Origin of the sequence: Streptomyces sp. NPDC001137 (assembly GCF_040298885.1) — a bacterium.
Classification (GTDB): Bacteria; Actinomycetota; Actinomycetes; order Streptomycetales; family Streptomycetaceae; genus Streptomyces.
The window spans coordinates 231,231-244,536 of record NZ_JBEPBA010000007.1 but is presented as its reverse complement, the minus strand read 5'-3'; the positions used below and the strand labels follow the sequence as shown (position 1 = coordinate 244,536).

The following is a 13,306-nucleotide window of genomic DNA, read 5'->3' as shown; positions in this document are numbered from 1 at the left end:
GCGTGGCAGGCTTGAAAGCCGCTGCCCGTACGTCGACCTTCCCGGAGCGCTGACCGTGGATCAGTTGGCCCTGCTGTTCGTGCTGTTGCTCGGGGCCCTGGTGAGCGTCCCGGTCGGGGACCGGTTCGGGCTGCCGGCGCCGGTGCTGATGACCCTCCTCGGGATCGTGCTCGCGGTGGCCGACTTCGTGCCGAACGTCGACGTCCCGCCGGATCTGATCCTGCCCCTGCTGCTCCCGCCGCTGCTGTACGCGGCGGCGCGGCGCACGTCCTGGCGGCAGTTCGCGGCGAACCGGCGGCCGATCTTCCTGCTCGCGGTGGCGCTGGTGTTCGTCACCACCGTGTGCGTGGCCGTCGTGGCGCACACGATCGTGCCGGGGCTGCCCGTCGCCGCCGCCGTGGCGCTCGGCGCGCTCGTCGCACCGCCCGACCCGGTCGCCGCGACCGCGGTCGCCGGACAGCTCGGGCTGCCGCGCCGGCTCGTGTCCATCCTGGAGGGCGAGGGCCTGTTCAACGACGTCACGGCGATCGTGCTGTACCACGTGGCGATCGCCGCCGCCGTCAGCGGCAGCTTCACACCGGGGCGGGCCGCGCTCGACCTGGTGCTCTCCGCAGTGGTGGCCGTGGCGGTGGGGCTCGCGCTCGGCTGGGGCGCCAACAAGCTGATGGATCTGCTGGGCGACGCGACCCTGCAGATCGGGATGACGCTGCTGGTCCCCTATGCCTCGTACGTCCTCGCGGAGGAGCTGCACGGCTCCGGTGTGCTCGCCGTGCTCACGACCGCGCTGTTCCTCGCCGAGTACGCCACCGACGCCGACGAGGTGCTGGCCCGGCTGACCGGGCATGCGTTCTGGGACATCGTCGACACGCTCGTCACGGGCGTCGCCTTCGGGCTGATCGGTCTCGAACTGCACAACGCGATCCGGACGGCCTCCGGGCGGTGGGGCGAGATGCTCGGCTGGGCGGGCGTGATCGTGGCCGTCGTGGTCGTCGTACGACTGGTGTACCTGCTGCCGGCGACCTGGCTCACCAAGCGGCTGCACGCGAAACGGGACCACGACGAGGACATCCCGATGAGTGTGCGGGAGACCGTCGTCATGTGGTGGTCGGGGATGCGGGGAGTGGCCTCGGTGGCGTTGGCGCTGGCGATTCCGCTGAAGACCGACGACGGTTCGGCCTTCCCCGACCGGGACGAGATCGTCTTCATCGCCTTCGGGGTGATCATGGGGACGCTGGTGCTGCAGGGGCTGACCCTGCCGTGGCTGGTGAAGCGGCTGGGGGTGCAGGCCGACACGGAGCGGGAGAAGGAGTTCGAGAAGTCTCTCGCCGTGCGGGCGGCCAAGGCGGCCAAGCGGCGGCTGAGGGAGATCGAGCAGGTCGAGGAGCTGCCGGAGGAGCTGTCCGAGCAGATGCTGCGGCGGGCCTTCGACATCGGGGTGCGGATCAGCCCGGACATGGCGGACGAGGAGCGGCGGGAGGCGCATGAACACCGGATGCGCCGGCTGAGGCGGGTGCGGCGGATCCACGGCGAGATGCTGAGCGCGGCACGGCACGAGGTGCTCGCGGCGCGGAGCGAGCCGGGGGCGGATCCGGAGATCGTCGACCGGGTGCTGCGTCACCTCGATGTGCGGAGTCTGCGGTGACGTCAGGGAAGTCGTTCGCGTTCGGCGACTGACCGTGCGTAGGGTCGAATCATGGCTCGTAATGTCGTAATCAGTGGTGGCGGTACGGGGATTGGACTTGCCGCGGCGCAGGTCTTCGCGGCGGACGGGGATCGCGTCCTGCTGCTCGGGCGACGGGCGGAGGTGCTGGAGAAGGCCGCGGTGCCGGGCGCTTCGACCTACGCGGCGGACCTGAGCGATCCGGCTTCCGTGCGCGGCGTCGCCGACTTCGTGGAGCGGGAGTTCGGGACCGTGGACGTACTGATCCACAGCGCCGGGGGCACCGGGCAGCTGGAGCCCGCCGCCGAGAGCGACGACCCGCTCGACCGGGTCGCGCACAACTGGACCCTCAACTTCCGGCTCAACACCCTCACCGCGGCCCTGCTCACGGAGGCCCTGAAGGACCGGCTGGCCACGCCGGGCGGGCGGGTGCTGTTCGTCAGCTCCATCGCCGCCTACCGGGGATCCGGCAGCGGGGCGTACGGCGGCGCCAAGGCCGCCTTGCACCCGTACGCCCATGACCTGGCCCGGGAGCTGGGGCCGCGCGGGATCACCGCCAACGTGGTCGCGCCCGGGTACATCGAGGACACCGAGTTCTTCGGCCCGCAGATCGACCCGGCGCGGCGGGCACGGCTCGTCGAGGACACCCTGGACAAGCGCGCCGGCACCCCCGGCGACGTGGCCGCGACCCTGCACTGGCTCGCCTCCCCGGGCGCCGGGCACGTCACCTCGCAGGTGATCCAGGTCAACGGGGGTGCGGAGCGCGGCCACTGAGGCCAGCCTGTCCGGCGGATCAGCTCGGCGCTATGAGGCGCAGCTTCTCGCAGCCGACCTGATCCGCCGGACAGGCCCTAGCCGCGGCCGGTCCTCGGCGCGGGTGTGCGGTGGGCCGCGCCGTCCGAGAAGCCGTCGAAGGAGCGCCGGCTCGGCGGCAGGGCCGCGTCCGCGGTGTTGACGCGGGGCAGCGCGTACGGGTGCTGCTCGCACAGCCAGCGGATCATCCGCTCGCGGACGGTGACCCGTACCGTCCATATGTCGTCCGCGTCCTTGGCCGTCACCAGGGCCCGCACCTGCATGGTGTTCGGGGTGGTGTCCGTGACGGCCAGGCCGTAGTCGCGGCCGTCCCAGGCCGAGCACTCGCGCAGGATGTCGCGGAGCTTCTCGCGCATCAGCTCCACCGGCGCCGCGTGGTCGAGGTGCCAGTAGACGATGCCCGTCATCTGGCTGCTGCCGCGGGACCAGTTCTCGAAGGGCTTCGAGGTGAAGTAGGAGACCGGCATGGTGATCCTGCGCTCGTCCCAGGTCCGCACGGTCAGGAACGTCAGCGTGATCTCCTCGACCGTGCCCCACTCGCCGTCCACCACGACCGTGTCGCCGAGCCGCACCATGTCGCCGAAGGCGATCTGCAGACCCGCGAACAGGTTGCTGAGCGTCGACTGGGCGGCGACACCGGCGACGATGCCGAGGATGCCGGCCGAGGCCAGCAGCGAGGCGCCCGCGGCCCGCATCGCCGGGAACGTCAGCAGCATCGCGGCCGCGGCCACCACGCCGACGATCGCCGCGACCACCCGCATGATCAGCGACACCTGGGTGCGTACGCGGCGCACCCGGGCCGGATCGCGGTGGAGGCGGGCGTAACGGGAGTAGGAGGTCTCGACGACGGCCGCCGCGATACGGATCACCAGCCAGGCCGTCGACCCGATCAGCACCAGGGTCAGCGTCCGGCCGACGCCGACCTGGTGCTCCTGCAGCAGCCGTGCCTCGTCGTAGGAACCTCTGAGCATGGCCGAGCACAGCACCAACTGGTAGGGGATGCGGCCGCGGCGCAGCAGCCCCCACAACGGGGTCTCGCCGTGCCGCTCGTCGGCCTTGCGCAGCAGCAGGTCGGTGGCCCAGCCGATGAGCAGCGTGAGCACGACCGAGCCACCGATCACGATCAGCGGGCGGAGTACGTTCTCCATGCCTGCGAACCTAACCGGCTCCGGGGGGTCATGAACATGTGAGTTCGGGCTCGTACGGGGTACGGCCGCCAGACGGCGCTGTCAGTCCCGGCTGGCACGATGGGCTCATGAACATCATGCTCTTTCACTCGACCTACGGTCTGCGGCCCGCGGTGCGCGAGGCCGCGGACCGGCTGCGCGGCGCCGGTCACGAGGTGTGGACCCCGGACCTCTTCGACGGGCGTACGTTCGATTCGGTCGAGGAGGGCATGGCCTTCAAGGACGAGATCGGCAAGGACGAACTGCTCAAGAGAGCCGTCCTGGCCGCCGCGCCCTACTCGGAGCGGGGCCTGGTGTATGCCGGGTTCTCGCTCGGCGCCTCCATCGCCCAGACCCTGGCGCTCGGCGACGAGAAGGCCCGCGGGCTGCTGCTCCTGCACGGCACGTCGGACATCGCGCCCAGCGCGTCGGTGGACGACCTGCCGGTCCAGCTGCATGTCGCCGAGCCGGACCCGTTCGAGACGGACGACTGGCTGAGCGCCTGGTATCTGCAGATGGGCAGGGCGGGCGCGGACGTCGAGGTCTACCGGTACGCGGGGGCGGGCCACCTCTACACCGACCCCGGACTGCCGGACTACGACGAGGAGGCCGCCGAGGCCACCTGGCGGGTGGCGCTCGGCTTCCTCGAGACCCTCTAGAGGCCCTCCGGACCTCCAGCCCTCTACACGGGGTCGTACGTCCGCTCGACCTTCTGGGTGCCGGTGCGCGTGCGGTACGAACGCACCCAGGCCGAGGTCGCGTCGGCCTTCGTGCGGTCGGACAGGACGTAGTAGTCCATCTGCGCGTGCTCGGCGGTGATGTCCAGGACGCCGTAGCCGTGGCGGTCGGTGTCGACCCAGTGGACGTGCCGGTTGGCGGCGCGGATGATCGGCGAGGCGATCGCGGACACGGTGCCCTCGGGGACCTTCACGATGTCGTCGAGGTTGTCGGAGGTCACCGAGGTGACGACGAACTCCGTGGCGGCCGAGGCCGACAGCGGGTACGTACCGGCGTCCACCGGCACGTCGTTGGCCCACGCCATGTGGATGTCGCCGGTCAGGAAGACGGTGTTGCCGATCGCGTTCGAGCGCAGATGGGCCAGCAGTTCGCGGCGGTCGTCCGTGTAGCCGTCCCACTGGTCGGTGTTGGCGGCGATCCCCTCCTGTGGCAGCCCGAGCAGCTTGGCGAGCGGCTTGAGGAGGTCGGCGGAGAGCGAGCCGAAGGAGAACGGCGAGATCATCACCGAGTTGCCGACCAGCCGCCAGGTGGTGTCGGAGGCCTTCAACCCGGCCTTCAGCCAGTCGAGTTGGGCGCGCCCGGTGATCGTACGGTCCGGGTCGTCGACCGAACCGCTGGCCGTGGAGGCCTGCTGGGAGCGGAAGGAGCGCAGGTCGAGGAGGGAGAGGTCGGCCAGCTTGCCGAAGCGCAGCCGGCGGTAGGTGGTGCCCGCGACGGCCGGGCGGACCGGCATCCACTCGAAGTAGGCCTGCTTGGCGGCCGCCTTGCGGTCGGTCCAGGTGCCCTCGGCGCCCTCGGTGTGGTTGACCGCGCCGCCGGACCACGCGTTGTCGGCGAACTCGTGGTCGTCCCAGATCGCGACGACCGGCGCCTTGTGGTGCAGGGCCTGCAGATCCGGGTCGGTCTTGTACTTGCCGTGCCGGGTGCGGTAGTCGGCGAGCGTGAGGATCTCGTTGGCGGGCGCGTGCGGGCGGACGACGGTGCCGCGGGCCGCGTACTCGCCGGACTTGTACTCGTAGATGTAGTCCCCGAGGTGCAGCCAGGCGTCCAGGTCGCTGCGGGCCGCGAGATGGCGGTACGCCGAGAAGTAGCCGGCCTCCCAGTTGGCGCAGGAGACCACGCCGAAGCGCAGGCCCGGCACGGCGGTGTCGGCGGCGGGAGCCGTGCGGGTGCGGGCCACCGGGGAGTCGGTCGGGCCGGCGGAGAACCGGAACCAGTAGTCGGTGGCCGGCTCAAGGCCCCGGATGTCCGCCTTGACGGTGTGGTCGGAGGCGGCGCTCGCGGTGGTCGAGCCCTTGGCGACGATGTTCGTCAGCGCCTTGTCCTTGGCGACGACCCAGCTGACCTCGGTGTCAGGGCCGAGTCCCGAGCCGGGTATGGCCTCGGCGGTGGGCGTCACACGGGTCCACAGCAGGATGCCGTCGGGCAGCGGGTCGCCGGAGGCGACGCCGTGCAGGAAGGCGGGAACGTCCGCGGCCGCGCGGGCCGGAAGCGCGGCGGCGAGCGGTCCTGCCAGGACAGCGGTCGCCGCCGCGGCCTTGACGACCGTACGGCGGCGTGGGGAGAGCGAGTTGAGGGCCCGCGATGCCTCGGATGATCTGTATCGACTGGTCACGACCGAACAGGTTACTGATCGGTATGCGTGAGAGCGGGCGAACCCGGAATGTTCGCCCGCTCTTCATGCGGAGGCCGGACTTCCCCTCGGCGTCGGCCCCTTGCGGCGTCAGCCCTTGAGGGCCGCGCCCACCACCCGGTCGAAGTCGGCCACCGTCAGCAGCGGCGTGCTCTTGCCGTCGGCGAAGAGCTGCTTGCCGTCCATGACGAAGCCCGGAGTGCCGGTCACCCCGTCCTTGTTGTCGTCGAAGGTCTTCGACATGGCCAGCGCCCAGGCGTCGTAGGTGCCCTTCTTGACCGCGTCCTGGAACTTCGTGTTGTCCTTCAGCGCGGGCACGGTCTGGGCGATCTTGATGAGGTAGGCGTCGTCCTTGAACTTGTCCTGCGTCTCGTCCGGGTGCCACTTCGTCGAGTACATCGCGGTCTTGTAGTCGAGGAAGGCCTGGTCGCTGACGTTCAGCGCGGCGCCCAGAGCGCTCAGCGCGTTCTTGGAGCCCTCGCCGTTGTCCTTCCGGTCGATGAACGTGGCGCCGATGTACTGGAACTTGAACTTGCCCTCGTCGAGGTCCTTCTTGAAGGTCGGGCCCACGACCTGCTCGAACTGGGCGCACACGGGGCAGCGCGGGTCCTCGTAGACCTTGAGGGTCTTCTTGGCGGTGCTCTTGCCGATGACGACCGTGGTGCCCTTGGCTCCCGTGGTGTTGGCGGGGGCCGTGACCTTGGCGTCCTTCAGGCCCTCCCAGTAGCTGGGCTTGTTGGCCTGGACGACGGCGTAACCTATGCCGCCGGCCGCAGCCAGTACGGCCACGACCGAACCGGCCACGATGGCCTGCCGCTTGGCCTTGGCCCTCTTGGCCTGGCGCTCGCGCTCCTGCCGCAGCCGCTCTCGGGCCGCCGTCTTCGAGGCCTGGCTGTTCCGCTTGCTCATGTCGGTGTTCTCCATGTGGGACCCGCATACGTCGTAGGCGGGATACGTGTGGGGGACTGGTCGTGCTCAGCGCTCTTCGGGAGCAACACGTGCTGTTCAGGCGAAGACGACCGAGCACGGCGGTCCACGCCGTCCCAGGGAGTGCACGAGGATCCGCTCGCGGGCCCCGGCCGCGGGGCGGCCGGTGTGCCGTACGCGCCGCACCGGCGCGGCCGGCCGGACGGTCACCGCGGCGACCGCCAGCAGCAGCGGACGGAAGGTGGTCGCGGCCACCGCGCGGACCAGCTGGGCCAGCGCCCGCTCGCCGCGGCGCAGCCAGGCCGCGGCCAGCAGACCGACGCCGACATGAGCGGCCAGCAGCAGCCAGGCGGTGGCCGGGTCGGCGTGTGCGAGCAGCGCGGCGAGCCGGTCGGTGCCGGTGCCGGTCACGCGGGCCAGCGGGGCGGTTGCCCCGGAGCCGATACCGGTGCCGTTGCCGCACAGCACGTCGAAGCCGACCGAGCGCAGGGGGCCGGCGACGGGACCGCCCGCGCGGCCGTAGCAGACGTGCTGGCCGGTGGTGAAGACCGTGTCGGCGGCCAGCTCCAGCGGGATCAGCAGAGCGGCGATCCGCGCGAAACCGCGCTCGCGGCCGGCCAGGGCGTAGGCGACCGTGAACACGGCGGCGGCGACCGCGGCCACCGTGTTGAGCGGCAGCGGGACCCGCGACAGCAGCACGTGCGACGCGGTGCTGAGCGTCACGACGAGTGCCGTGAACAGCGCCGCGCGCAGCGCTCTGATGCGGGTCCCGGATATGTCCATAGCGTGGAGAGTGTGTCACGAGGTCCTGTAAGGGACCCCTAAAAGGGTGCTGTGAGACAGCGGACCGACAGCAGACCGTCAGAGACCCGGGATCCGGCCGTTGCGGAACAGGTCCACGAAGATCTGGTGGTCGGCACGCGCGCGTGCGCCGTAGCCGTGCGCGAAGTCGGTCAGGACGCCCGCGAAGCCGTCCTCGTCGGCGGCGATCGCCGCGTCGATGGCGCGCTCGGTGGAGAACGGCACCAGGGACTCGCCCGACTGGTCGTCCGCCGCCGCGTGCATGGTGGCCGTGGCCCGGCCCAGGTCGGCGACGACGGCCGCGATCTCCTCGGGGTCGTCGATGTCGCCCCAGTCCAGGTCGACGGCGTACGGCGAGACCTCGGCGACCAGCTGGCCCGCGCCGTCCAGCTCGGTCCAGCCCAGCCACGGGTCGGCGTGCGCCTGCAGGGCGCGCTGCGAGATCACCGTGCGGTGCCCCTCGTGCTGGAAGTAGTCGCGGATCGCCGGGTCGGTGATGTGCCGGGAGACGGCCGGGGTCTGGGCCTGCTTGATGTAGATCACCACATCGTTCTCCAGGGCGTCGCTGTGGCCCTCCAGCAGGATGTTGTACGACGGCAGGCCGGCCGATCCGATGCCGATGCCCCGGCGCCCGACCACGTCCTTCACGCGGTAGGAGTCCGGGCGGGCCAGGGAGGCGTCCGGCAGCGTCTCCAGATAGCCGTCGAAGGCGGCGAGGACCTTGTAGCGGGTCGCCGCGTCCAGCTCGATGGAGCCACCGCCGGGCGCGAAGCGGCGCTCGAAGTCGCGGATCTCCGTCATCGAGTCCAGCAGCCCGAAGCGGGTCAGGGAGCGCGCGTCACGCAGGGCGTCCAGCAGCGGCCCCTGGGCGGTGTCGAGCGTGAACGGAGGCACCTCGTCGCTCTTCGCGCCGGTCGCCAGGGCGTGGATGCGCTCGCGGTACGCGCCCGCGTACACCTCGACCAGCTCGGTGATCTGGTCGTCGGCGAGCGCCTTCGCGTAGCCGATGAGGGCGATGGAGGCGGAGAACCGCTTCAGGTCCCAGGTGAAGGGGCCGACGTACGCCTCGTCGAAGTCGTTGACGTTGAAGATCAGACGGCCGTTCGCGTCCATGTACGTGCCGAAGTTCTCCGCGTGCAGGTCGCCGTGGATCCACACGCGCGAGGTGCGCTCGTCCAGGTACGGGCCGCCCCGCTTCTCTGCGTCCAGGTCGTGGTAGAAGAGGCACGCCGTACCCCGGTAGAACGCGAAGGCCGAGGCGGCCATCTTGCGGAACTTCACGCGGAACGCGGCCGGGTCGGCGGCCAGGAGCCGGCCGAAGGCGGTGTCGAAGACGGCGAGGATCTCCTCGCCGCGCTGCTCGTCGTTGAGCTGGGGAACCGACATCGCGGGGTGCCTCCTGGTGCCTGGATGTGTACGACGGCGTTTCTGTTTTTTGCAACGGTCGAGGGTGCGCGGAAGTGCCCGCGATCCTCGCAGTGAAGGTACGCGGGGCAGCCCCCGGATTGTCAGTCCCGAGGCATAGACTTCGACGCTGACCCCAGGACTGTCCCCCAGCCCGTCGTCCAGCGCCCACCCGTCTCCCGACCACCACCCCTCAACGAGGCGCTTCGCGCCATAGCACTTGATTCTTGGAGGCCCGACCGTGTCAAAGCCGCCGTTCACGCACCTGCACGTCCACACCCAGTACTCGCTGCTGGACGGTGCCGCGCGGCTCAAGGACATGTTCAACGCGTGCAACGAGATGGGCATGACCCATATCGCCATGTCCGACCACGGCAACCTGCACGGGGCGTACGACTTCTTCCATTCCGCGAAGAAGGCCGGGGTCACCCCGATCATCGGGATCGAGGCCTATGTCGCCCCGGAGTCGCGGCGCAACAAGCGCAAGATCCAGTGGGGTCAGCCGCACCAGAAGCGCGACGACGTCTCCGGTTCCGGTGGTTACACCCACAAGACGATCTGGGCGGCGAACTCGACGGGTCTGCACAACCTCTTCCGCCTCTCCTCGGACGCGTACGCCGAGGGCTGGCTGCAGAAGTGGCCCCGTATGGACAAGGAGACCATCTCCCAGTGGTCCGAGGGCCTCATCGCCTCCACCGGCTGCCCCTCCGGCGAGCTCCAGACCCGGCTGCGCCTCGGTCAGTACGACGAGGCGCTGAAGTCGGCCGCCGAGTACCAGGACATCTTCGGCAAGGACCGCTACTTCCTGGAGCTGATGGACCACGGCATCGAGATCGAGCGCCGGGTCCGCGACGGCCTGCTCGACATCGGCAAGAAGCTCGGCATCCCGCCGCTGGTCACCAACGACTCGCACTACACGTACGCGCACGAGGCGACCGCCCACGACGCCCTGCTGTGCATTCAGACCGGCAAGAACCTCTCCGACCCGGACCGCTTCAAGTTCGACGGCACCGGCTACTACCTGAAGTCCACGGACGAGATGTACGCCATCGACTCCTCGGACGCCTGGCAGGAGGGCTGCCGCAACACCCTCCTGGTGGCCGAACAGATCGACACCACCGGCATGTTCGAGGCGAAGAACCTCATGCCGAAGTTCGACATCCCCGAGGGCTACACCGAGGTCACCTGGTTCAAGGAGGAGGTCCGCCGCGGCATGGAGCGCCGCTTCCCCGACGGCATCCCCGAGGACCGCCAGAAGCAGGTCGAGTACGAGATGGACGTCATCATCCAGATGGGGTTCCCGGGCTACTTCCTCGTCGTGGCCGACTTCATCATGTGGGCCAAGAACAACGGCATCGCGGTCGGCCCCGGCCGAGGCTCCGCGGCCGGCTCGATCGTCGCCTACGCCATGGGCATCACCGACCTCGACCCGATCCCGCACGGCCTGATCTTCGAGCGGTTCCTCAACCCCGAGCGCGTCTCCATGCCCGATGTCGACATCGACTTCGACGAGCGCCGGCGCGTCGAGGTGATCCGGTACGTGACCGAGAAGTACGGCGCCGACAAGGTCGCCATGATCGGCACCTACGGCAAGATCAAGGCCAAGAACGCGATCAAGGACTCCGCGCGCGTGCTGGGCTACCCGTACGCGATGGGCGACCGCATCACCAAGGCCATGCCCGCCGACGTCCTCGGCAAGGGCATCGACCTCAACGGCATCACCGACCCCTCGCACCCCCGCTACTCGGAGGCGGGCGAGGTCCGGGCGATGTACGAGAACGAACCGGACGTGAAGAAGGTCATCGACACCGCCAAGGGCGTCGAGGGCCTGGTGAGGCAGATGGGCGTGCACGCCGCCGGCGTGATCATGTCCAGCGAGACCATCACCGAGCACGTGCCCGTCTGGGTCCGGCACACCGACGGCGTGACCATCACGCAGTGGGACTACCCGAGCTGCGAGTCGCTCGGCCTGCTGAAGATGGACTTCCTCGGCCTGCGCAACCTGACGATCATGGACGACGCCGTCAAGATGGTGAAGTCCAACAAGGGCATCGACCTGGAGCTGCTGAGCCTCCCGCTGGACGACCCCAAGACCTTCGAACTGCTCCAGCGCGGTGAGACTCTCGGCGTCTTCCAGTTCGACGGCGGCCCCATGCGCTCGCTGCTGCGGCTGATGAAGCCCGACAACTTCGAAGACATCTCCGCCGTCTCCGCGCTCTACCGTCCCGGCCCGATGGGCATGGACTCGCACACCAACTACGCGCTGCGCAAGAACAAGCTCCAGGAGATCACCCCGATCCACCCGGAGCTGGAGGAGCCCCTCAAGGAGGTCCTGGACGTCACCTACGGCCTGATCGTCTACCAGGAGCAGGTGCAGAAGGCCGCCCAGATCATCGCCGGCTACTCGCTCGGCGAGGCCGACATCCTGCGCCGCGTGATGGGCAAGAAGAAGCCCGACGAACTGGCGAAGAACTTCACCATCTTCCAGGCCGGCGCCCAGAAGAACGGCTACAGCGACGAGGCCATCCAGGCCCTGTGGGACGTGCTGGTCCCCTTCGCCGGCTACGCCTTCAACAAGGCGCACTCGGCCGCGTACGGACTGGTCTCCTACTGGACGGCCTACCTCAAGGCCAACCACCCGGCCGAGTACATGGCCGCGCTGCTGACCTCCGTCAAGGACGACAAGGACAAGTCGGCGGTCTACCTCAACGAGTGCCGCCGCATGGGCATCAAGGTGCTCCCGCCGAACGTCAACGAGTCGGTGCACAACTTCGCCGCCCAGGGCGACGACGTGATCCTCTTCGGCCTCGAGGCGGTCCGCAACGTCGGCACCAACGTGGTCGAGTCGATCATCAAGAGCCGCAACGCCAAGGGCAAGTACGCCTCCTTCCCCGACTACCTCGACAAGGTCGACGCGACCGCCTGCAACAAGCGCACCACGGAGTCGCTGATCAAGGCGGGCGCCTTCGACACCCTGGGGCACACCCGCAAGGGCCTCACCGCGCACTTCGAGCCGATGATCGACAACGTGGTCGCGGTCAAGCGCAAGGAGGCCGAGGGCCAGTTCGACCTCTTCGGCGGCATGGGCGAGGAGGAGAGCAACGAGCCCGGCTTCGGACTCGACGTGGAGTTCACCACCGAGGAGTGGGACAAGACCTATCTGCTCGCCCAGGAGCGGGAGATGCTCGGTCTGTACGTCTCCGACCACCCGCTCTTCGGCCTCGAGCACGTGCTGTCCGACAAGGCCGACGCGGGCATCTCCCAGCTCACCGGCGGTGAGCACGCGGACGGCGCGGTCGTCACCATCGGCGGCATCATCTCGGGCCTGCAGCGCAAGATGACCAAGCAGGGCAACGCCTGGGCGATCGCCACCGTCGAGGACCTCGCGGGCTCCATCGAGTGCATGTTCTTCCCGGCGACCTACCAGCTGGTCTCCACCCAACTCGTCGAGGACGCCGTCGTGTTCGTCAAGGGCCGCCTCGACAAGCGCGAGGACGTGCCGCGGCTGGTGGCGATGGAACTCCAGGTCCCGGACCTGTCCAACGCCGGCACCAACGCGCCCGTGATCCTCACCATCCCGGCGACGAGGGTCACCCCGCCGATGGTCAGCCGACTCGGCGAGATCCTCAGCCACCACAAGGGCGACAGCGAGGTCCGCATCAAGCTCCAGGGCCCGACCAAGACCACGGTCCTGCGCCTGGACCGGCACCGCGTCAAACCGGACCCGGCGCTCTTCGGCGACCTGAAGGTGCTGCTCGGCCCGTCCTGCCTGGCCGGCTGAGCACCTGAGCAAGCGCGAGGGGCGCACCTTGAACGAGGTGCGCCCCTCGGCTGTGCCTGGGTCTCAACAACCCGTTATGCAAATGTCAGTTGTGACCGAAGCTCTTCTGCCGGCCCTTGCGGGGCATGTCGCCCGGCGTGAGGTGCGGGGAGTGCTGCTCGGCCGGCGCTTCCATCGAGGACCGCTGGGTCTGCTGCGGACTGCGCTCGGACTGCGGCTGTTTGCGGTTCTGCTTCTTGTTCTTGGCCATGGTGATCTGCCTCCTGTGGGGGATCTAGGGGCCAGGGCCGCGACCAGATTCACATAGGCTGACAAGGAGCGCATTTCGGATAATTACCGTCGGTGACATGGCTTGTCGGAGCGCGAGGACCTGAAACGCCACG

At 69.4% G+C, this 13,306-nt stretch carries 10 protein-coding genes; 4 read left to right on the top strand and 6 right to left on the bottom strand.

Features of this window, described 5'->3' with window-relative positions; all coding sequences use genetic code 11:
* Positions 1 to 55: 55 nt before the first annotated feature.
* Together ABT254_RS16625 and ABT254_RS16620 are read left to right on the top strand one after the other, a co-directional pair.
* Positions 56 to 1,642, top strand: a complete 1,587-nt coding sequence (locus ABT254_RS16625; protein ID WP_351469768.1) for a Na+/H+ antiporter — start codon at positions 56 to 58, stop codon at positions 1,640 to 1,642.
* 51 nt (positions 1,643 to 1,693) lie between these two features.
* Positions 1,694 to 2,434, top strand: coding sequence for an SDR family NAD(P)-dependent oxidoreductase (locus ABT254_RS16620; protein WP_351469766.1), 741 nt, complete (start codon positions 1,694 to 1,696; stop codon positions 2,432 to 2,434).
* A gap of 77 nt (positions 2,435 to 2,511) precedes the next feature.
* Here ABT254_RS16620 and ABT254_RS16615 read toward each other — a convergent pair whose 3' ends face one another.
* On the bottom strand, positions 2,512 to 3,621 hold the full coding sequence (locus ABT254_RS16615) for a mechanosensitive ion channel family protein (RefSeq protein ID WP_351469764.1): 1,110 nt from the start codon (positions 3,619 to 3,621) through the stop codon (positions 2,512 to 2,514).
* 107 nt (positions 3,622 to 3,728) lie between these two features.
* Between ABT254_RS16615 and ABT254_RS16610 the strand changes: the two genes are divergently transcribed.
* On the top strand, positions 3,729 to 4,298 hold the full coding sequence (locus ABT254_RS16610; RefSeq protein ID WP_351469761.1) for a dienelactone hydrolase family protein: 570 nt from the start codon (positions 3,729 to 3,731) through the stop codon (positions 4,296 to 4,298).
* Between the two features lie 23 nt (positions 4,299 to 4,321).
* Here the strand turns inward: ABT254_RS16610 and ABT254_RS16605 are convergent, their stop codons facing one another.
* From ABT254_RS16605 to ABT254_RS16590, 4 genes are all read right to left on the bottom strand, one after another.
* A complete protein-coding gene (locus tag ABT254_RS16605) occupies positions 4,322 to 5,992 on the bottom strand; it encodes an alkaline phosphatase D family protein (RefSeq protein ID WP_351469758.1) in 1,671 nt (556 codons plus the stop codon).
* 108 nt (positions 5,993 to 6,100) lie between these two features.
* The gene (locus tag ABT254_RS16600) at positions 6,101 to 6,919 is read right to left on the bottom strand and encodes a thioredoxin domain-containing protein (protein ID WP_351469755.1); all 819 of its coding nucleotides are present in this window, start codon (positions 6,917 to 6,919) and stop codon (positions 6,101 to 6,103) included.
* Between the two features lie 96 nt (positions 6,920 to 7,015).
* The gene (locus ABT254_RS16595) at positions 7,016 to 7,720 is read right to left on the bottom strand and encodes a hypothetical protein (protein WP_351469752.1); all 705 of its coding nucleotides are present in this window, start codon (positions 7,718 to 7,720) and stop codon (positions 7,016 to 7,018) included.
* 78 nt (positions 7,721 to 7,798) lie between these two features.
* Positions 7,799 to 9,124 (bottom strand): DUF2252 domain-containing protein, encoded by a 1,326-nt coding sequence (locus ABT254_RS16590; protein ID WP_099928151.1) that lies wholly within the window; start codon positions 9,122 to 9,124, stop codon positions 7,799 to 7,801.
* 259 nt (positions 9,125 to 9,383) lie between these two features.
* On the opposite strand from ABT254_RS16590, the gene dnaE reads away from it, so the two are divergent.
* A complete protein-coding gene (gene dnaE, locus ABT254_RS16585) occupies positions 9,384 to 12,923 on the top strand; it encodes a DNA polymerase III subunit alpha (protein WP_351469749.1) in 3,540 nt (1,179 codons plus the stop codon).
* A gap of 85 nt (positions 12,924 to 13,008) precedes the next feature.
* Here dnaE and ABT254_RS16580 read toward each other — a convergent pair whose 3' ends face one another.
* Positions 13,009 to 13,173 carry a hypothetical protein gene (locus ABT254_RS16580; protein WP_351469746.1) on the bottom strand — a complete coding sequence of 55 codons (165 nt, stop codon included), beginning with the start codon at positions 13,171 to 13,173 and terminating at the stop codon, positions 13,009 to 13,011.
* Between the last annotated feature and the right edge of the window lie 133 nt (positions 13,174 to 13,306).

Coding starts and splice junctions, on each gene's coding strand:
- ABT254_RS16620 (WP_351469766.1), top strand. CDS start 1,694: ATGGCTCGTAATGTCGTAATCAGTGGTGGCGGTACGGGGATTGGACTT.
- ABT254_RS16615 (WP_351469764.1), bottom strand. CDS start 3,621: ATGGAGAACGTACTCCGCCCGCTGATCGTGATCGGTGGCTCGGTCGTG.
- ABT254_RS16610 (WP_351469761.1), top strand. CDS start 3,729: ATGAACATCATGCTCTTTCACTCGACCTACGGTCTGCGGCCCGCGGTG.
- ABT254_RS16600 (WP_351469755.1), bottom strand. CDS start 6,919: ATGAGCAAGCGGAACAGCCAGGCCTCGAAGACGGCGGCCCGAGAGCGG.
- ABT254_RS16595 (WP_351469752.1), bottom strand. CDS start 7,720: ATGGACATATCCGGGACCCGCATCAGAGCGCTGCGCGCGGCGCTGTTC.
- ABT254_RS16590 (WP_099928151.1), bottom strand. CDS start 9,124: ATGTCGGTTCCCCAGCTCAACGACGAGCAGCGCGGCGAGGAGATCCTC.
- ABT254_RS16580 (WP_351469746.1), bottom strand. CDS start 13,173: ATGGCCAAGAACAAGAAGCAGAACCGCAAACAGCCGCAGTCCGAGCGC.